This window comes from Pseudomonas sp. Pmew2, from assembly GCF_058129885.1.
This window is the reverse complement of the sequence record NZ_CM176702.1, coordinates 1,307,327-1,327,607: the sequence shown is the minus strand read 5'-3', so window position 1 is coordinate 1,327,607 and position 20,281 is coordinate 1,307,327. Positions and strand designations below refer to the sequence as shown.

The 20,281-nt window shown below is 57.2% G+C and carries 14 protein-coding genes; 12 read left to right on the top strand and 2 right to left on the bottom strand.

Annotated features, from left to right (window positions below):
- Nucleotides 1–49 precede the first annotated feature (49 nt).
- The 9 genes from AC4ANK_RS06095 (at nucleotide 50) to AC4ANK_RS06055 (ending at nucleotide 12,678) form a co-directional block, all read left to right on the top strand.
- Complete coding sequence (locus AC4ANK_RS06095) at nucleotides 50–1,657, top strand: ABC transporter substrate-binding protein (RefSeq protein ID WP_460383402.1); 1,608 nt, start codon at nucleotides 50–52, stop codon at nucleotides 1,655–1,657.
- Between the two features lie 256 nt (nucleotides 1,658–1,913).
- Nucleotides 1,914–3,542 carry an ABC transporter substrate-binding protein gene (locus AC4ANK_RS06090; RefSeq protein ID WP_460385223.1) on the top strand — a complete coding sequence of 543 codons (1,629 nt, stop codon included), beginning with the start codon at nucleotides 1,914–1,916 and terminating at the stop codon, nucleotides 3,540–3,542.
- Between the two features lie 334 nt (nucleotides 3,543–3,876).
- Nucleotides 3,877–5,469 carry an ABC transporter substrate-binding protein gene (locus AC4ANK_RS06085; protein WP_002555190.1) on the top strand — a complete coding sequence of 531 codons (1,593 nt, stop codon included), beginning with the start codon at nucleotides 3,877–3,879 and terminating at the stop codon, nucleotides 5,467–5,469.
- Between the two features lie 155 nt (nucleotides 5,470–5,624).
- Entirely contained in the window at nucleotides 5,625–7,040 is a 1,416-nt protein-coding gene (locus tag AC4ANK_RS06080) for an OprD family porin (protein WP_002555191.1), read from the top strand.
- A gap of 82 nt (nucleotides 7,041–7,122) precedes the next feature.
- Nucleotides 7,123–8,718, top strand: coding sequence for an ABC transporter substrate-binding protein (locus AC4ANK_RS06075; RefSeq protein ID WP_460383405.1), 1,596 nt, complete (start codon nucleotides 7,123–7,125; stop codon nucleotides 8,716–8,718).
- Between the two features lie 74 nt (nucleotides 8,719–8,792).
- The gene (locus tag AC4ANK_RS06070) at nucleotides 8,793–9,803 is read left to right on the top strand and encodes an ABC transporter permease subunit (protein ID WP_002555193.1); all 1,011 of its coding nucleotides are present in this window, start codon (nucleotides 8,793–8,795) and stop codon (nucleotides 9,801–9,803) included.
- Between the two features lie 10 nt (nucleotides 9,804–9,813).
- On the top strand, nucleotides 9,814–10,725 hold the full coding sequence (locus AC4ANK_RS06065; RefSeq protein ID WP_002555194.1) for an ABC transporter permease subunit: 912 nt from the start codon (nucleotides 9,814–9,816) through the stop codon (nucleotides 10,723–10,725).
- Nucleotides 10,726–10,735: 10 nt separating this feature from the next.
- Nucleotides 10,736–11,704: an ABC transporter ATP-binding protein gene (locus AC4ANK_RS06060; protein ID WP_002555195.1), complete on the top strand. Its 969-nt coding sequence runs from the start codon at nucleotides 10,736–10,738 to the stop codon at nucleotides 11,702–11,704.
- On the top strand, nucleotides 11,704–12,678 hold the full coding sequence (locus tag AC4ANK_RS06055; RefSeq protein ID WP_002555196.1) for a peptide ABC transporter ATP-binding protein: 975 nt from the start codon (nucleotides 11,704–11,706) through the stop codon (nucleotides 12,676–12,678). The genes AC4ANK_RS06060 and AC4ANK_RS06055 overlap by 1 nt, the downstream gene beginning before the upstream one ends.
- A gap of 116 nt (nucleotides 12,679–12,794) precedes the next feature.
- On the opposite strand, the gene AC4ANK_RS06050 is transcribed toward AC4ANK_RS06055, so the two are convergent.
- Nucleotides 12,795–15,317, bottom strand: a complete 2,523-nt coding sequence (locus AC4ANK_RS06050) for a PepSY domain-containing protein (protein WP_002555197.1) — start codon at nucleotides 15,315–15,317, stop codon at nucleotides 12,795–12,797.
- Nucleotides 15,318–15,659: 342 nt separating this feature from the next.
- Here AC4ANK_RS06050 and AC4ANK_RS06045 point away from each other — a divergent pair, with 342 nt between their 5' ends.
- The 3 genes from AC4ANK_RS06045 to AC4ANK_RS06035 all read left to right on the top strand — a co-directional run bounded on the left by AC4ANK_RS06045 (nucleotide 15,660) and on the right by AC4ANK_RS06035 (nucleotide 18,826).
- Nucleotides 15,660–16,904, top strand: coding sequence for an alpha-xenorhabdolysin family binary toxin subunit A (locus AC4ANK_RS06045; RefSeq protein ID WP_031596606.1), 1,245 nt, complete (start codon nucleotides 15,660–15,662; stop codon nucleotides 16,902–16,904).
- Between the two features lie 7 nt (nucleotides 16,905–16,911).
- Nucleotides 16,912–17,904, top strand: coding sequence for an alpha-xenorhabdolysin family binary toxin subunit B (locus tag AC4ANK_RS06040; protein ID WP_031596605.1), 993 nt, complete (start codon nucleotides 16,912–16,914; stop codon nucleotides 17,902–17,904).
- Nucleotides 17,905–18,016: 112 nt separating this feature from the next.
- Nucleotides 18,017–18,826 carry a hypothetical protein gene (locus AC4ANK_RS06035; RefSeq protein ID WP_002555200.1) on the top strand — a complete coding sequence of 270 codons (810 nt, stop codon included), beginning with the start codon at nucleotides 18,017–18,019 and terminating at the stop codon, nucleotides 18,824–18,826.
- A gap of 62 nt (nucleotides 18,827–18,888) precedes the next feature.
- Here the strand turns inward: AC4ANK_RS06035 and AC4ANK_RS06030 are convergent, their stop codons facing one another.
- Entirely contained in the window at nucleotides 18,889–20,052 is a 1,164-nt protein-coding gene (locus AC4ANK_RS06030) for a type III PLP-dependent enzyme (protein ID WP_002555201.1), read from the bottom strand.
- Nucleotides 20,053–20,281: the final 229 nt, after the last annotated feature.

The window sequence follows — 20,281 nt, the reverse complement described above, 5'->3', positions numbered from 1 at the left end:
CCGACGCTCTGCGTCCAATATTGAGAACGCAGCACTACGCGAGGGATCCATGGGACACACACTCTTCAAACCGCTGCTGCTGACCTCCGCTCTGCTGGCCTGCGCACCTCTGGCCCAGGCGGCCAGCACACTGGTGTATTGCTCTGAAGCCAGCCCGGCCGGTTTCGACCCCAGTCAGTACACCAGCGGCACCGACTTCGATGCCTCGGCCGAAACCGTCTTCAACCGCCTGACCCAATTCAAGCGTGGCGGCACGGAAGTGGAGCCAGGCCTGGCTACTCGCTGGGACGTCTCGCCGGATGGCCTGACCTACACGTTTCACCTGCGCGACGGCGTGAAGTTCCACACCACGGACTATTTCACTCCTACTCGCGCATTCAACGCGGACGACGTGCTGTTCACGTTCAACCGCCTGCTCGACGCCAACCATCCGTTCCGCAAGGCCTACCCGTCCGAATCGCCCTACTTCACTGACATGGGCCTGAACACAACGATCAAGAGCGTCGAGAAAGTCGACCCACTGACCGTCAAGTTCACCCTGAACAACATTGACGCTGCGTTCGTGCAGAACCTGGCCATGAGCTTCGCGTCGATCCAGTCCGCCGAGTACGCAGACAAATTGCTCAAGGAAGGCAAGGCCGAGGAGTTGAACCAGAAGCCGATCGGCACTGGCCCGTTCGTCTTCAAACGCTACCAGAAAGACTCGCAGATCCGTTACGCGGGCAACACCGAGTACTGGAAGCCCGAGGACGTGAAGATCGACAATCTGATCTTCTCGATCAGCAGCGATGCCGCAGTGCGCATGCAGAAGCTCAAGGCTGGCGAATGTCAGGTCAGCGGCTATCCGCGTCCGCAGGACATCGAAGAAATGAAAAAGGACCCGAAACTCAAGGTCCTCAGCCAGCCGGGCTTCAACCTGGGGTTCCTCGCCTACAACGTCACCCATGCGCCGCTTGATCAGCTCAAGGTGCGCCAGGCGCTGGACATGGCTATCGATAAACCGGCGATTATCAAAGCGGTTTACCAGAGCGCCGGTCAACTGGCCGAAAACGCCTTGCCGCCGGGTCAGTGGAGCTATGACCCGACGATCAAGGATGCCCCTCACGATCTGACCAAGGCAAAGCAACTGCTCAAGGAAGCAGGCGTGGCACCGGGCACGAAAATCGACCTGTGGGCCATGACCGTACAGCGCGCCTCGAACCCCAATGCGCGCATGTCTGCACAGATGATTCAGTCCGACTGGGAAAAGATCGGCATCAAGGCCAACATCGTCAGCTACGAGTGGGGCGAATACATCAAGCGCGCCAAGGCAGGCGAGCATGACGCGATGATCTACGGCTGGACCGGTGACAACGGCGACCCTGACAACTGGCTAGGTGTGCTGTACAGCTGTGCAGCCGTCAAAGGCAGCAACTACGCCAAGTGGTGTGACCCGGCCTACGACAAGCTGGTGCAGCAGGCCAAGCTGACCAGTAACCGCGACGAGCGCACCAAGCTCTATCAGCAGGCCCAGCACATTCTCAAGCAGCAGGTACCGATCACACCTATTGCCAACTCGAAGGTGTTTCAGCCGATGCGCCAGGAAGTGCAGGACTTCAAGATCAGCCCATTCGGTCTGACACCCTTCTATGGTGTCAGCCTGGGAACAGTGAAGTAACAACATGGCTCCAACCGGGTGCATTTTTCTCACCCGGTTGCGCCTTAACGGTGCGTAAAACGTTTCAAAAAACGACACGCAAACGATCAACAGGGTCGAAAATTACACTTTCGCGACATTCCTGTACGATCGTGCCACTCTTTGTCGCTTCTTTGGCGTCACTGTCTTGCTTTGGGTATGGCCCCTGCATAAGTATCGGATGGATCGGCTCACGAGGTCGTTCCCTCTAATCAAAATGACAACAACTGAGGCAACCATGCTCAAACACGCGGTCATTCCGTTTCTGGTCGGCGCCAGCCTGCTCGCCAGTGCTCCTTTCGCTCACGCAGCTTCGAATCTGGTGTTCTGCTCCGAGGGCAGCCCTGCCGGATTCGATCCGGGTCAATACACCACAGGTACTGACTTCGACGCCGCAGCAGAGACCATTTTCAACCGCCTGAGCCAGTTTGAACGCGGCGGCACCTCCGTGGTGCCCGGCCTGGCAACCAAGTGGGACATCTCTGATGATGGCCTGATGTACACCTTCCACCTTCGCGAAGGCGTCAAGTTTCACACCACGCCCTACTTCAAGCCGACCCGTGAATTCAATGCCGATGACGTGCTGTTCACGTTCAATCGCATGATCGACAAGGACATGCCTTACCGCAAAGCGTATCCGACCGAATTCCCGTACTTCACTGATATGGGTATGGACACCAACATCACCAAGATCGAAAAAGTCGACGACCACACCGTCAAGTTCACTCTTGGCAAAGTCGACGCTGCGTTCATCCAGGACATGGCAATGAGCTTCGCGTCCATCCAGTCCGCAGAGTACGCCGCCAAGCTGCTCAAGGAAGGCAAGCCGGAGCTGATCAACCAGCAGCCTATCGGCACCGGTCCGTTTGTGTTCAAGAGCTACCAGAAAGACTCCAATATTCGTTACACCGGCAACAAGGACTATTGGAAGCCTGAAGACGTCAAGGTCGACAACCTGATCTTCGCCATCACCACCGATGCCTCGGTGCGCATGCAGAAGCTCAAGAAAAACGAATGCCAGATCACCGCTTACCCACGTCCTGCCGACCTTGAGCCACTCAAGGCCGACAAAAACCTGAAGATGCCTGATCAGGCTGGCTTCAACCTGGGTTACATCGCCTACAACGTGATGCCTGAGATCAAGGGCGAAGACCATCCAAATCCCCTGGCTCAGTTGAAAGTGCGCCAAGCGCTGGACATGGCGGTCAACAAGCAGCAGATCATCGACTCGGTTTACCAGGGTGCAGGTCAATTGGCGGTCAACGCCATGCCGCCGACCCAGTGGTCCTATGACACCACCATCAAGGATGCCAAGTACGATCCCGAGAAAGCTCGCGAGCTGCTCAAGGAAGCGGGCATCAAGGAAGGCACCGAAATCACCCTGTGGGCGATGCCGGTTCAGCGTCCTTACAACCCCAACGCCAAACTGATGGCCGAAATGCTCCAGAACGACTGGAAGAAGATCGGTATCAACGCCAAGATCGTCAGCTATGAATGGGGCGAGTACATCAAGCGGGCCAAGAATGGCGAGAACGGCGCCATGCTGATTGGCTGGAGCGGCGACAACGGTGACCCCGACAACTGGCTCGGCACCCTGTTCGGCTGTGACGCCCTGAACGGCAACAACTTTGCCAAATGGTGTGACAAGCCGTTCGACACGCTGATCCATCAGGCCAAGGAAACGTCCGATCAGGCCAAGCGCACCGAGCTGTACAAACAGGCGCAACACCTCCTGAAAGACGCAGTGCCGATGACGCCTATTGCGCACTCGACTGTCTACCAGCCCATGCGCACTAGCGTACAGGACTTCAAGATCAGCCCGTTTGGCTTGAATTCCTTCTACGGCGTGAGCGTAACCGGGAAATAAAACCGGCGGCAGGCTGCGCCGCCCAACCGGCGCAGCCTGCCGTTCTACCTGAACATGAGCCCCGAGCAGTTGGTTGAAAAAGTGTCGATATTGGCACTCTTCGACTATCACTAAGATATTTCCTACGCACTTTGCTGCCTGCGAGCCTATATACCGCGCGTCTTTGGCGAATTACCGTCCTGAGGTCGCGGCAACTGGCAGGAAGCCAGCCGCTTCGTGGCCGTTGTAACCCAATGTGTGCGGACAGGTTGTTCGGAAATCTTTTTCGGGTCAGCGCCTTCGGGCCAGTTAGACATTCGAGCCTCGGCTCGTCCTTTGAAGGATAGGGATCATCATGCGTAAAACTCTTGCGATGACGTCGTGCCTGGGACTGTTGGCACTGGCCCCGTTTGCCCAGGCGGCAAGCAATCTGGTGTTTTGCTCCGAAGCGAGTCCGGCTGGCTTCGACGGTGCTCAATACACCTCATCCACCGATAACGATGCATCCGAGCCGATCTATAATCGACTCACCGAATTCAAGCAGGGCGATACCAGCGTGGTTCCGGGGCTGGCTACTTCATGGGATGTTTCGCAAGACGGTCTGACCTACACGTTTCATCTGCGCGAAGGCGTGAAGTTTCACAGCAACAAGAACTTCAAGCCCAGCCGTGATTTCAATGCCGACGACGTGCTGTTCACCTTCAACCGCATGCTCAACCCCGACCATCCGTTTCGCAAAGCCTACCCGACCGAGTTCCCCTACTTCACCAGTATGGGCCTGAACAAAAAGATCAAATCCATCGACAAGACCGACCCGCTGACCGTGGTGTTCACCCTCAATACGGTCGATGCAGCGTTCATCCAGAACATCGCGATGAACTTCGCCGGGATCCTCTCCGCCGAATACGCCGAACAACTGATGGCCAAGGGTGATGTGCGCGACATCAACCAGCAACCGATTGGCACGGGGCCTTTCGTGTTCCAGCGCTATCAGAAAGACTCGCAGATTCGTTACAAGGGCAACAAGGAGTTCTGGGACCCGAGCCGGGTGAAGATCGACCAGTTGATTTTCGCCATCGTGACCGACGCCTCTGCCCGCATGCAGAAGCTCAAGGCCAACGAGTGCCAGGTCTCGGTCAACCCGCGTCCGGCAGACCTTGCCAGCCTCAAGGAAGACAAAAGCCTGCAGATCATCGAGAAGCCAGGCTTCAACCTCGGTTACATCTCCTACAACGTACGCCACGAGCCGCTAGGCAAGCTGGAAGTGCGCCAGGCGCTGGACATGGCCGTCAACAAGCAAGCAATCATCAACGCGGTATATCAGGGCGCAGGACAACTGGCAGTCAATGCCATGCCGCCAACCCAGTGGTCCTACGATGACAGTATCAAGGACGCGCCTTACGACCCGGAAAAAGCGAAAACCCTGCTCCGCGCGGCTGGCGTCAAGGAAGGCACCGAACTGACCCTCTGGGCCATGCCGGTCCAGCGTCCTTACAACCCCAACGCCAAGCTGATGGCCGAGATGCTGCAGGCCGACTGGGCCAAGGTCGGCATCAAAGTCCGGATCGTCAGTTACGAATGGGGTGAATACCTCAAGCGCACCAAGAATGGCGAACACGATATCTCGCTGATCGGCTGGACCGGCGACAACGGTGACCCGGACAACTGGCTGGGCACGCTGTACAGCTGCGCCGCCATTGGCGGTAACAACTACTCGATGTGGTGCGACGAAAAATACGACCAGCTGGTCAAGGCCGCCGTCGCTGTCACCGACCGCGAGCAGCGCACCGACCTGTACAAACAGGCGCAACGCTACCTCAAGGAACAGGTGCCGATCACCCCGATTGCCCACTCGACGGTCAATCAGCCGTTGCGCGCCGAGGTCAGAGACTTCCACGTCAGCCCGTTTGGTCGCAACAACTTTTCAGGCGTCAGCATCGCCGACTGATCAGCAACCACGCATGCCCTCGCCGTCTTGTGTAACGGCGAGAGCCAGCACTTGCGCGTTTATACCGATAACAACGCAGGGCCCAAGGCCCTGCACCACCAAAAGCCAGGCTTAAGAACTGGCATATAAAAAAGTGATAAAGGGAGCTGCACATCGTGAAAACAACAAGTACTGCGTTATTGGCCTTATCTCTCTCGTCGTTCGGCGCATTGGTTCAGGCAGAACCAGCCAGCCAGACGTTCATACCGACCGAGCTGAGCTCCAAGAACGCACAGGCTGACGCCAACGGCTTTATCGAAGATCAACACCTGACCGGCACGACCCGCAACTGGTACGCCAACGAACTGAAGCGTCGTGGCGAGGTTTTCCGCTACAACGACAACGGCGTCGCTGAGCAGACCTCGCGTCGTATCAACTGGCAGCAGGGCACCATCGTCAACTACACCTCGGGCTACACGCAGGGTGTTGTAGGTTTCGCCACCGAGCTGGCACTGTACAACGCCATTGCGCTGGACCGTGACACCGATGACTTTGCCGGCAACTCCAACCGTACCCTGGCACACAGTGACGGTGATGCAGTGGGTCAGTGGAGCAAGATGGGCCTGGGCAACGTGAAGGCGCGGGTTTCCAACACCGTCCTGACCATGGGTCGCCAATCGGTGAACACCCCGGTCATCGCCTTCATTGGCAACCGCGCACTGCCTTCCAGCTTCCAGGGTGTTGCCGTACAGAGCGACGAGCTCAACAACCTGTCGTTTCAAGCCGGTAGCTTCGACCGCGTATCGCCACGTATGGAACAGAGTCTGGACAAGTTCCGCTCCGAGTACGGTGATCGCAGCCAGACCGCCGACCGCCTGGACATGTTCGGCGCTGACTACAAGCCGACCGACAGCCTGACTACCAGCTTTTATGCATCGAATCTGGAAGATTTCTGGCACCAGTACTACTTCGGCTTCACCCACGAACTGGGTGACAGCAAGGCACTGGCGCTCAGCACCAACCTGAACTACTACAAGACCAAGGACTCCGGTCAAAGCAAACAGGGCCCTATCGACAACGATACCTACAGCCTGTCGTTCACCGGTACGCATAACGCTCACAGCATCAGCCTTGCCTATCAGCAAGTGTCTGGCGATGAGTATTTCGACTATGCGCACGACACCAACGCAATCTTCCTGGCCAACTCCCTGCTCTCGGACTTCAACGGCCCGAACGAGAAATCCCTGCAGATCGCCTACGTACTGAACATGGCCGAATATGGCGTGCCGGGCCTGAAGTTCAACATTTACCAGGCGCGCGGCTGGGACATCGACGGTACCAAATATAAAGGCAACGTCTACGGCGACGTCCAGACAATCAATGGCGTTCGGACAGCGAGCGGCGTAAACGCAATGGACGGCGAGACTCACTACGAATACGGTATCGGTACGTCGTACTCCGTGCAGTCCGGCCCGCTCAAGGCCACTGCCATCCGCGCCACTTACACCACGCACCGCGCCAGCGAGAATCAGGCTGATGGCAACATCAACGAATTCCGTCTGGTGACCACCGTTCCGTTCAACATTCTTTGATTCGCTGAAAACCGTTCTGGTGCAAGGCAACAGCCTTGCGCCAGAACATCACCATCGGCGTCAACTCTATGGAGGGTTCACAATGAAACTGTTATCGCTACGCAACTCGATCGCCCTGGCCCTGCTCAGCGTCGCCGTCAGTGTTTCGGCAAAACCCCTGGTGGTCTGCACCGAAGCCAGCCCCGAAGGCTTCGACATGGTGCAATACACAACAGCCGTGACGGCCGACGCCGTGGCTGAAACCGTATTCAATCGCCTGGCGGATTTCAAACCCGGTACCACGGAAGTGATTCCTGCGCTGGCTGAATCCTGGGACATCAGCGAAGACGGTCTGACCTACACTTTCCACCTGCGCAAAGGCGTCAAGTTCCACACCACAGACTATTTCAAACCGACCCGCGACATGAACGCCGACGATGTGCTCTGGAGTTTCCAGCGTCAGCTGGACCCGAAACACCCGTGGCATGACAAGTCGAGCGTTGGCTTCCCCTACTTTGAAAGCATGGGCTTCAAAGAGCTGCTGAAAAGCGTCGAGAAAACTGACGACTACACCGTCAAATTCACCCTGACCCGCCGCGAAGCACCATTCCTGGCCGACCTGGCCATGGCGTTCGCCTCTATCTACCCGGCAGAATATGCCGACCAGTTGTTGAAAGCCGACAAGACCAACGATCTAAACAGCAAGCCAATCGGCACCGGCCCATTCATCTTCCAGCGCTATGCCAAGGATGCGCAGGTACGCTTCAAGGCCAATCCGGACTACTTCCGCGGCAAACCGCCTGCCGAAGCATTGATTCTGGCCATCGCCACCAACAACAACGTGCGCCTGCAGAAACTCAAGGCCAACGAATGTCAGATCGCGCTGTACCCAAAGCCGGACGACGTGCCGAGCATCAAGAAAGACCCGAATCTGAAAATCGATGAAATGGAGGCCATGACCACCGGCTATATTGCGATCAACACCACGCACAAATATTTGAGCGATGTGCGGGTACGCAAAGCCATTGACATGACGTTCGACAAGAACGCTTATGTCAACGCGGTGTTCGGCAAGGGTAATGCGCTGGTAGCAGTCAACCCGTATCCGCCGACCCTGCTGGGTTACAACAACAGCCTGAAGAATCCGCCGGTCGACCTCGACAAGGCACGCGCCTTGCTGAAGGAAGCAGGCGTGCCGGAAGGCACCACGTTTACCCTGTTCACCCGCAACGGCGGTGGCCCGACCAACCCTAACCCGATGCTCGGCGCGCAAATGATGCAGTCCGACCTGGCAAAGATCGGCATCAAGATCGACATTCGTGTCATGGAATGGGGCGAAATGCTCAAACGCGCCAAGAACGGCGAACATGACATGGTGTCTGCCGGCTGGGCAGGCGACAATGGCGACCCGGACAACTTCCTGACCCCGATGCTTAGTTGTGAAGCGGCGAAAAACGGCGAGAACTATGCACGCTGGTGCAATGCCGAATTCCAGACGCTGATCGACAAGGCCCGCGAAACAGTGAACCCGCAGGAGCGTGCGACGCTCTATGAGCAAGCTCAGGCAATATTCAACAAGGACCAGCCGTGGATCAGTATGGCTCACACCAGAATGTTCACGGCCATGCGTAAAAATGTGGAGGGCTACCAAATCAGCCCGCTCACAACCAACAACTTCGCCACTACCCAGGTGAAGTAGAAAAATAATCCGGCGAGCTCATAACCCGAGACTCGCCGGAGCACGCCTAACCGGCTGATGAGGTACACACCAAGATGTTTAGTTTTATCGCCCGCCGAGTGGGGTTGCTGATACCCACTTTCTTCGGCATCACCTTATTGACCTTCGCCCTGATTCGCCTGATTCCGGGCGACCCGGTCGAAGTCATGATGGGTGAGCGCCGGGTCGATCCGGAAATGCACGCTCAGGCCATGGAACGTCTTGGTCTGAATAAGCCACTGTATGCCCAGTACATCGATTACATCGGCAAGCTCGCCCACGGCGACCTCGGTGAATCGCTGCGTACGCGCACCAGTGTCTGGAGCGAATTCACCTCGCTGTTCCCGGCAACCCTTGAGTTGTCGCTGGCGGCACTGATTTTTGCGGGTATTCTCGGGTTGCTGGCCGGGGTCATCGCCGCACTCAAGCGAGGGTCCCTGTTCGACCATGGGGTCATGGGGATTTCCCTGGCGGGCTACTCCATGCCGATCTTCTGGTGGGGCCTGATCCTTATCATGTTCTTCTCGGTATCACTGGGCTGGACGCCGGTATCCGGGCGGATCGACCTGCTGTACGACATTCCGCCGGTCACCGGCTTCATGCTGATCGACACCTTGCTCAGTGACGAACAAGGCGCGTTTCTCGATGCTTTGCATCACCTGATTCTTCCGGCCATCGTGCTGGGCACCATCCCGCTGGCGGTAATCGCCCGGATGACCCGCTCTTCGATGCTCGAAGTACTGCGTGAAGACTACGTGCGTACTGCACGGGCCAAAGGCCTGTCGCCAGCACGCGTGGTATTCGTTCACGGCCTGCGCAATGCGCTGATTCCAGTGCTGACCGTATTCGGCCTGCAAATCGGCACATTGCTGGCCGGTGCGGTACTGACCGAAACGATCTTCTCTTGGCCCGGTATCGGCAAGTGGCTGATCGAAGCCATCGGTGCCCGGGATTATCCGGTCGTGCAAAACGGCATTCTGCTGATCGCCTGTCTGGTGATCCTGGTCAACTTCGTGGTGGATATCCTCTACGGCTTTGCCAACCCACGCATCCGTCATCAGCGCTGAGATCATCGATATGAGCACCCCTACTCCTGCGGTAGCAGTCGATCAAAGCCTGCTTTACCCATCCCCGTACAAAGAATTCTGGCAAGCGTTCTCGAAAAACAAAGGCGCGGTTGCCGGCCTGCTGTTCATGATCCTGATCGTGTTCTGCGCCCTGTTCGCCCCATGGGTTGCGCCCCATGACCCGAGCGAGCAATACCGTGACTTCCTGCTGACACCTCCGGTGTGGCTTGAAGGCGGTCAATGGCAATTCATCCTCGGCACCGACGAACTGGGCCGCGATCTGCTGTCGCGTCTGATCCAGGGTTCGCGCCTGTCGCTGCTGATCGGTCTGGCATCGGTGGTCATGTCGCTGATCCCGGGCATCCTGCTGGGCTTGCTGGCGGGCTTCTTCCCGCGCGTGCTGGGCCCTTCGGTCATGCGCCTGATGGACATCATGCTGGCCCTGCCATCGCTGCTGCTGGCTGTAGCCATCGTGGCAATTCTCGGCCCTGGCCTGATCAACACCGTGATCGCCATCGCCATCGTGTCGCTGCCGTCCTACGTACGTCTGACCCGCGCTGCGGTAATGGGCGAGCTGAACCGTGACTACGTGACGGCTGCGCGTCTGGCCGGTGCCACCCTGCCACGCCTGATGTTCATCACCGTGCTGCCCAACTGCATGGCACCGCTGATCGTTCAGGCAACGCTGAGTTTTTCCTCGGCCATTCTCGACGCCGCAGCGCTGGGCTTCCTGGGCCTTGGCGTACAGCCACCGACGCCTGAGTGGGGCACCATGCTCGCCTCGGCGCGCGACTACATCGAACGTGCCTGGTGGGTCGTAAGCCTGCCCGGTCTGACCATTTTGCTCAGCGTGCTGGCAATCAACCTGATGGGCGACGGTCTGCGCGATGCGCTGGACCCGAAACTCAAGAACGCCGCCTGAGGAGATTCGCATGTCACTTCTTGAAATCAAGAATCTCAACGTCCGCTTCGGCGACGCCAAGGCCGTACCTGTTGTGGACGGCCTGTCCCTGAGCGTCGAAAAAGGCGAAGTATTGGCCATCGTTGGCGAATCGGGGTCCGGTAAATCCGTGACCATGATGGCGCTGATGGGGCTGATCGATTCACCCGGCATCATCACCGCCGACGCGCTCAACTTCGACGGCAAGGACCTGCTCAAGCTGAACGCACGGCAGCGTCGTCGCATCATCGGCAAAGACCTGGCGATGGTTTTCCAGGACCCGATGACCGCGCTGAACCCCAGTTACACCGTGGGCTTCCAGATCGAGGAAGTGCTGCGCCAGCACCTGAACATGTCGGGCAAGGCGGCACGCCAGCGCGCGCTGGAACTGCTGGAAAAGGTCGAAATCCCTGGTGCGGCTGCACGCCTGAATGCCTACCCGCATCAACTGTCGGGCGGCATGAGTCAGCGTGTAGCAATTGCCATGGCCATCGCCGGCGAACCGAAACTGCTGATCGCCGACGAACCGACCACCGCGCTGGACGTGACCATTCAGGCGCAGATCATGGAGCTGTTGCTGAGCCTGCAAAAAGAGCAGGACATGGCGCTGGTGCTGATCACTCACGACCTGGCGGTAGTGGCTGAAACCGCCCAGCGCGTCTGTGTGATGTATGCCGGTCAGGCCGTCGAAGTCGGTCAGGTGCCTGGTCTGTTCGAGGTCCCTGCCCACCCGTACAGCGAAGCCTTGCTGGCTGCTATTCCCGAGCACAGCATGGGCGCCGAACGCCTCGCCACGCTGCCGGGCATGGTTCCGGGTCGCTATGACCGGCCACAGGGTTGCCTGCTTTCACCGCGCTGCCCGTATGTGCGCGACAACTGCCGGACCGAACGTCCTGGCCTGGACCCCAAGGCCCATAGTCTGGCGCGCTGCTTCTATCCCTTGAATCAGGAGGTGGCGTAATGAGCGTCGTACTTACCGCCCGCGACCTTACCCGTCACTACGAAGTCTCCCGAGGCCTGTTCAAAGGCACAGCGCTGGTGCGCGCGCTTAACGGTGTGTCCTTCGAACTGGAAGCCGGCAAGACCCTGGCTGTGGTCGGCGAGTCCGGCTGTGGCAAGTCGACACTGGCCCGCGCGCTGACACTGATTGAAGAACCTTCATCGGGTTCGCTGAAAATCGCTGGCCAGGAAGTGGCCGGTGCCAGCAAGTCCGAGCGCAAGCAGTTGCGCAAAGACGTGCAGATGGTATTCCAGAGCCCTTACGCGTCGCTCAACCCACGCCAGAAAGTCGGTGACCAGCTCGGCGAGCCGCTGTTGATCAACACCAAACTGTCGGCGGCAGAACGTCGGGAAAAAGTGCAGGCGATGATGGCTCAGGTCGGTTTGCGCCCCGAGCACTATCAGCGCTACCCGCATATGTTTTCCGGCGGTCAGCGTCAGCGTATCGCGCTGGCCCGGGCGATGATGCTACAGCCCAAAGTGCTGGTCGCGGACGAACCGACTTCGGCGCTGGACGTGTCGATTCAGGCACAGGTGCTGAACCTGTTCATGGATTTGCAGCAGGAATTCAACACCGCCTACGTGTTCATCTCCCACAACCTTTCGGTGGTGCGTCATGTCGCCGATACGGTATTGGTGATGTACCTGGGGCGGCCAGCGGAAATGGGTCCCAAGGAAGAGATCTACAACCGTCCGCTGCACCCTTACACTCAGGCACTGTTGTCAGCGACCCCGACCATCCACCCGGACCCGCTCAAACCGAAGATCAAGATCGTCGGCGAGCTGCCCAACCCGCTCAACCCGCCAAGCGGCTGCGCCTTCCACAAGCGCTGCCCTTACGCGACGGAACGTTGCGCAACAGACGTACCGGAGCTTCGTCTGGTGGATAACCGTCAGGTGGCCTGCCACTATGCCGAGCAATTTGTAGCGGCATAGGCTGAAGCTAGAAGCTAGAAGCTAGAAGACTATCGTGCCCACGCTCCAGCGTGGGCACGCAGTTCTGGACGCTCCGCGTCCGATCTTTCTCAAAGACTTCCGTATCGGCACGCCGATCAATACACATCCCGCCGATAACGTCCTTGCTCGATCAGCTCACTGACTCTCTGCTCTCCCAGCACATCCTTCAAAACCTGATCCACCCCCGCCGCCATACCGATCAGGCTGCCACAAATATAGATCGCGGCACCGTCGTCCAGCCATTTTTGCAGTTCATCAGCCGCATCACGCAAGCGATCCTGCACGTAGATTTTCTCAGCCTGGTCACGTGAGAAGGCAAGATCCAGTCGATTCAGATGACCAGCCTCCAGCCAGTCCTCCAGTTCGTTACCACAATGAAAATCGTGGGCGCGGTTACGTTCGCCGAATAGCAGCCAGTTGCGCATCTGCCCTTGAGCGATGCGAGACTTGAGCAGACTGCGCAAACCGGCCAGCCCCGTACCATTGCCCAGCAAGATCAGCGGGACGGAATCGACAGGCAAATGAAAACTGCTGTTGCGGCGCAAACGCAGACTGATCGCGCTGTCGAGGTCGGCATGAGTGGTCAGCCAGCCGGAGCCCAGCCCCAGACTGCCGTCAGGATGAACCTCCTGACGCACGATGAGTTGCAGACGTCCGTCTTCCGGAATCGAAGCGATCGAATATTCACGAGCAGATACCGGCGCCAGCGCGTCGATCAGCGCCTGCGCGTGCAGGCCCACCAGATGCGCACGATTGTGCGGCAGTTGGCGGGTTGCCAGCGCCTGACTGAGCGGCTCCTGCAAGCCATTCACGGTTACCGGCGTGGCAGGATCGACACCCAGCCCGGCGAGAAAGGGTTCAATGACCTGCGCCGCATTGCGCGGCATCACCTCGACCAGATCCCCCGCCTGCCAGCTCGCTGACGTCGACGCTGTCAGGTCCAGCAGGTAAACCTTCGAACCACTGCTGCCCGGGTTCAAATGCTCGCGCCGCGCCAGCGTCCAGTTCTCGAACACCGGTGCCTGCCAGTGCGTTGAAGGCACGGAGCCAGTCAATTGTCCCAACTGCTGCTGCCAGTGTTGCAGGGCTGCTGGATCAGCGCTGTCCACTTCAACAGGCGGGAACAACGTGCGCCCGCCACGCTCAGCCAACCAGCCATGCAAACGATGGGCAAAACCGCAGAAATGCGGGTATTGACGATCGCCCAGGGCCAGAACGGCGTAATCGAGCTGCTTCAGTTCCAACGGACGACCCAGCAACTTACGCTCGAAACCCCGCGCGCTATCGGGCGCCTCGCCCTCACCAAAGGTGCTGACGACGAACAGCGCCTTACGACTCTGACTGAAATCCTCTTCGGTCAAATCGCCCAGCCGCTTCACGCGCACAGACACTCCTGAAGCCTGCAACTGGCCAGCAGCCTGCCAGGCCAACTGCTCGGCAAAACCGCTCTGGCTGGCGAAACCAATCAGCCAGGAAGCAGCATCATCTGCCCCTTCACTCTGAACCTCGCCGCGCGCACTTCTTACAGCACGCTGCTTGCGACGTCGATCCAGGTACAACAACCAGCCAGTGATAAAGAACAGCGGCATCATCAACGATGCTGCCGTCATGATGAGCCGGCCGACGAGGCCGAAATAGCTACCAACATGCAGCGCATAGTTGCTGGCCAGCAATTGCGCGCCGAAACTGCGCTCTGCATAGCGTGAAACCGAGCTGACCTGACCGTTGGCCGGGTCAAGCGTGATGCTGCTCAAAGCCCGTGGATGAGGTGAGTCCTTGAGCAGGTAGAACACCGTGGCCGGTTGGCCGCCAGAAGCAGGCAAACGCAAGTTATAAGCACGTAGTTCAGGCCCGGCGGTTTTCTGCACACTGTCCCAGATGGCAGCATAATCAACCAGCAACGGCGCGGATTGGCTGGAAGGGGCCACAGGGGCTTTGCGCTGAACAGGCAGCGAATCTCCCAGCAGCCTGTTCAGACCATTGCTCACCCAGTCATAAGACCAGTTAAGGCCCGTGATCGCGAACAGCAGGTAGAACAACAGGCACCAGGTACCAAACACCGAATGCAGGTCCCAGTTGAAACTGCGGCCCTTTTTAGCCCAGTCCATCATCAGCCAGACACGCCAGTTCAGCGCGTTGCGAGGCCAACGCAGGTAGAGCCCGGACAGGCAGAAGAACACCAGAACCAGCGTGCAGGCCGCAGTGATCTGCTTACCCACCTCACCGGCAGCCAGATAACGATGCAGTTGCAGGACAAAGTCGAAAAAGCCCTCACCCATCGCCTCGCCTTTCAGCTCGCCTGTATAGGGATCGAAATTGCGTTTGGGACCGCGCCGTTCGCCCGGCTTCGGGGTGAAATACACCTGAGCGGCACGATTGCCCAGCGTATCGACACGCAGCATAGCGACGGTCAGCCCGGTCGCTGCCTCCAGCCTGTGAACAAGCTCAATAGGCGGCAAGGTAGCCGTACGCTCATGCACGAGCAGAACGTCTGGGTTCAGAACATCAAGAATTTCGTCTTCGAACGAATACAGCGCGCCGGTAATCCCCATGAGGGTCAGCACCAGACCTGCCGTGACCCCAAAGAACCAGTGCAGTTGAAACAGAACTTTCTTCAACGCCGACGCTCTCCCCTCTGCAGGCTGCGGCGCGCAGTATGCTCCAACCGCGACGCATTCTCATCTTAAAATCGAGGTAACGTGGGTTTCCCTGTTCATTCGTGCCGCTGACGGGAACAAAACATCTTTATTAAAAGCATTGAATTTATACATGTACCACCTCTGTAAAAAAGGGCAGCCGCCCACGGCAGACTGGCTGTAAAGAGTCATTTATCTTACATCTTTAATCCATGTTTATGCTTTGACGCCCTCACCCTTAAACACTAACCTTTTTCAACACGAGAACATTAACGTGTTGAGGAGATCAACATCTGTTCTCCCAGTGGAAATAAGGACATACCCATGAACCCAATGTTTTACAACGTCATGCAGGCGTTACCTTTATCCGGAGACCTGAAGGCGGATGAGGCGATAAAAACGGCCGAACTGTTCAGTACGATGTCGTCTGCCAATGATAAGCACGTCACCCGTGCACCCGGTTTGATTCTGACCAAAGAGCAGATTATCAATCTCAAGAAATATGAATTGGCGGGCCTCGCCCTGCCCGTTGAGCTGGAGGACGTCATTGTTTATCTCGGCTATTCAAAAGGCGCCGGTGCAGGGCTTGAACCTGAAGACTTCATGAAAAGTTTCAACCTTATCCACCGGCATGCGCGTCGCTGGAGTCCTCTGCGCACCGACCTTCTGGGCATCGGCAGCAAACTGAAGGTCTTCGCAGGCAAGATGCTGGTGTACGGCCAGAGCATGGAGGAGATCAACGGCGACGTCAGGGCCGGGAAAATCGTTGACCATCATCAGATCAAGACACTGGAGGATGTAACACGCTTGAGTCTTGAACTGGGCAAGGACTTCCCGGGCATCGAGCTGGATGAAAACGATAAGGAGATCACCCAGGAAATCGGCTCCCACCTCACCGATATACTGGACTTGATTGCAGCCAATCTGGCCGATGCCCAAACCATCAAGAAGGAACTGGATCAGTTTGGCCTGGACCTGTCGCTGCATGTCGGGCCCGAGATACAGCGCAAAATGGTTGCCATCGACAACAGTTCACTGCCGGCCGACGTGGCGAAGCTGAACCTGGATATCGAACAGCGCGCAAAGGATATCGATGAAAAGAACAAAGAATACAAGGCGGTGGTACAACAATCGTTGAATTCGGTCAGTAGCTTGAACATTGTGGGCTTGGCATTGGGCATTTATTTCGGCGTAGAAGCTGAAAATGTCAGGGCCGCACGCAATGAATTAATGGCGCAACAAACCGCCGACATAGACACCTTGCAAGACAAGAACACTATTCTGGGCTCATTGAGCAGGGTAAAGTTTAACTTGCAGAACCTGGCAACGATTGTGGTCGATGCCGACGTGGCGACTAAAAACCTGATTACCGTATGGAACAAACTGTTTTTGTTTATTGAGGCGTCTGCGGTATCGGCGTCCGAGATAAACGATGCCTTGTCCTTACGGCAATTTATGAATCACTTCAGACAAGTCGTTCACCCCTGGAAGACCATCGAAGTCGACTCGGACGCCTTGCTTAATGTGTTTAAGGAAGCGGATGAAGAATATAAACGGATTTATGGATAACTCGACAATGAAAAATACGTTCACGCCCAATGACACAGCCTTCACTGGTCAAGTACCCGACCGCGATATCATGACTCGCAGTCTTCACCTCATGCGTAACAGCCTGATAAAGGCAGACCTTCTGTTTGCCAAGACCCAATACCTGCCCAACCTTTATGAAAAGCTCACACGCCTGAACACCCTGGCCGTCACTGAACAACATCACCTCGGAGAACACGCTGAACGGCTGATCATCGATATCGAGTCGAAGACCGCCCTGCTGAGGCAGTACGCTCAACCCTCCGCCACTCCCATCGATGCCGAAGAGCTGAAAGATATCGACGTTCAGTGTCAGCGCCTCGTGAACAATGCCACTGCCACAGCCCAGCAACTGGCCAGTGCTCTGAGTGGCATGACACAAGGTATTGATCGACAGCAGACCGCTGAGTTTGGGCAGAGTCTGCAAGGTGACATGGCAAACGCAGGCACCAGACTCGACGTTTTACACACCACCCTGGCGAAGTTGAACGAAGAGCGTCAAGTGCTGAGTACCGCTATTGACGCCTTGGAAAGCAAGGGCGCGACGAGTATTGCCAAGGACACGTTGATCACTGCAGACAAGGTGCTTAGCCTGGGAATGCAGCCCCCTGAACTCGCAGTGATCATGCTGGCGCTCGAGCAAATGAAGGCGACCCTGGAAAAGGGTGAGGCGGGAATCAACCTCATCGCGATGATCAAACGCCGTGATGGTTTTCGCGAGCGCATCAATGCCCTGTCCCAGCAACTGGCAGGCATGGACAAGGAAAAAATGGCGCTCGCACAGCGCATTGAGCTGATTGAATGCTTCAACGCTTTTGACGAACAGCGCGCCGCTTATGTCGAGCAATACCAGAAAATCAAAAACACTCTGGACAGCTTTCTGGTCGTCAACACCAAGGGTGCATCCGATGACAGGCAACGCAGCATGCGCCTGATCGAATCCGGCCAACAGTTGATCGGCTACTTGAACCGCATTCGCTGACGCCACCGCAGGCCACGTTGCAAGGGTAATGGCCTGTACGCCCTTGCAACCTGCGTTTATGCAGCTGCCGTTAAACGGCAGCCAAACAGCTATCAATTCTCAAGGGCCCAGCATGACAGGACAACTCTTGTACCAGAGCGACTTCAAGGACCTCACCACTTACCTGCAGGTTTTGCAGAGGCTTCCGGCATTGACCCGCTCGTTCAAGGTCCATCTTGATCAGGTGCCGTTGGCCAGACACAGCACCTATCCCATTCCCGAACTACGCAATGTGCTTGAAAGGGCCAATAGGGATTGGTCTGGCTGGTCGGCGCTTCTGCCCAAGCTGATGGCGATGCACAGACGACTCGACGCCATGACGGCAGAGCTCACACAGTTTTCCGGAAGTGCAACGCAGGACTACAAGCTGGCCGAGCACCTGAGGGGCTCCGCAGGCGATCGGCTGATAGCGTTCGAGAGCGAGTTCGATAATGAGGAACAGACAGTACAGAAACTGACCCTGGGTATCTGCACCATTCTGCCGCGACTTATCGACTTCCTGAACGACGCCATCTCGCGTTATAGCCGCAAGTTCGGTCTGAAGCCGGGCGACCCTCACAGGGAAAACCTGGCAAACGCCCTGCCCCTGTCATTCGGTACGCAGGATGCGATCGACGCGCAAGAGCGACTGTTTCGTGCACAAGGTTATGCGTACAGAGCGTTGGGCTGGTACATCCGCGCTTACACGGCCGCCAGAAATCTGGGAGCCTACCTGTTGCGAATGTGGGCACTGCTCTGGGCCTGTGTAGGCAGCATTATCGGCGTACGCAAAGCTGAAACACCTTTGCGTCGCCGCCTGGAGACGGGACTGCTACTGGTCAACGTGCGGGAAATCCAACGCCTTTCAAAAGCGTTCGACACTGGGCAGGATCTGGCTGTCTGAACCCTGGATGAAACGCAAAAAAAACCCGCGATCACTCGCGGGTTTTCATATCAGGACAACGCTTACAGATAGAACGACTTCAATGGCGGAAAGCCGTTGAATTCCACTGCGCTGTAGCTGGTGGTGTAGGCACCAGTCGACAACCAGTACATACGGTCACCGATGGCCAGGTTGAGTGGCAGACCGTACTTGTAGTTCTCGTACATGATGTCGGCGCTGTCGCAGGTCGGACCGGCAATGACCACTTCTTCCATTTCGCCCTTCTTCTCGGTCCAGATCGGAAACTTGATAGCTTCGTCCATGGTTTCGATCAGGCCGGAGAATTTACCCACATCGGTGTACACCCAGCGCTCGACAGCGGTGCGCGACTTGCGCGCGACCAGCACGACTTCGCTGACCAGAATACCGGCATTGGAGATCAACGAACGGCCTGGCTCGAGAATGATTTCCGGCAGGTCATCGCCGAAGTCTTCCTTCAGGAAGCGGATGATCTCTTCAGCGTAGGTTTCCAGGCTGTTGGTGCGGGTGATGTAGTTGGCCGGGAAGCCGCCGCCCATGTTGATCAGCTTCAGAACGATGCCGTCTTCTTCTTTCAAACGCTCGAAGATCACTTTGACCTTGGCGATGGCAGCGTCCCAGACGCTGATGTCGCGCTGCTGCGAGCCGACGTGGAACGAGATGCCGTAAGGCACCAGACCCAGGTCGCGAGCGAGGATCAGCAGGTCCATGGCCATGTCGGTCTGGCAGCCGAACTTGCGCGACAGCGGCCAGTCGGCGGTGGTCGAGCCTTCGGTCAGAATACGCACGTAGACTTTCGCACCCGGCGCAGCCTTGGCAATGTTGCGCAGATCCGCTTCCGAGTCGGTGGCAAACAGACGCACGCCCTTCTCGTAGAAATAGCGAATGTCCTTGGATTTCTTGATGGTGTTGCCGTAGCTGATGCGCTCCGGACCAACGCCACAGCTCATGACCTTGTCCAGCTCGTAGATCGACGCGATGTCGAAACTGGAACCCTTGTCCTTGAGCAGATTGATGACTTCGACGGCCGGGTTGGCTTTGACAGCGTAATAGACCTTGGCAAACTCGAAGCCCGCACGCAGGTCGTCGTAGGCTTTACTGATGATGGCGGTATCAATGACCACGAACGGAGTTTCTTGCTTGTCAGCGAACGCCTTCATTTTCTTGAAGGTTTCGGCTGAATAGTAGTCTTCGACATTGATCGACATGCTGCTGGAACTCCTGATGGCAAGCGGTATTGGTAAATGGGTGCAAATGAACGCCCTCCGTATCCCCACTTTGGTTCGCCTACTTCCCAAGGCATGTCGCCGAAAGCAAAAAGGCCCTGAAGGGCTGCCTTCCTGGCCTTGCTGTCTCGTCGTCAGTACTTGAGCCGGATGGATCGTTTCCAGCATGGACGTTCGGCGCGAACTTTAGGACCTGAGGGGCCGGATATCA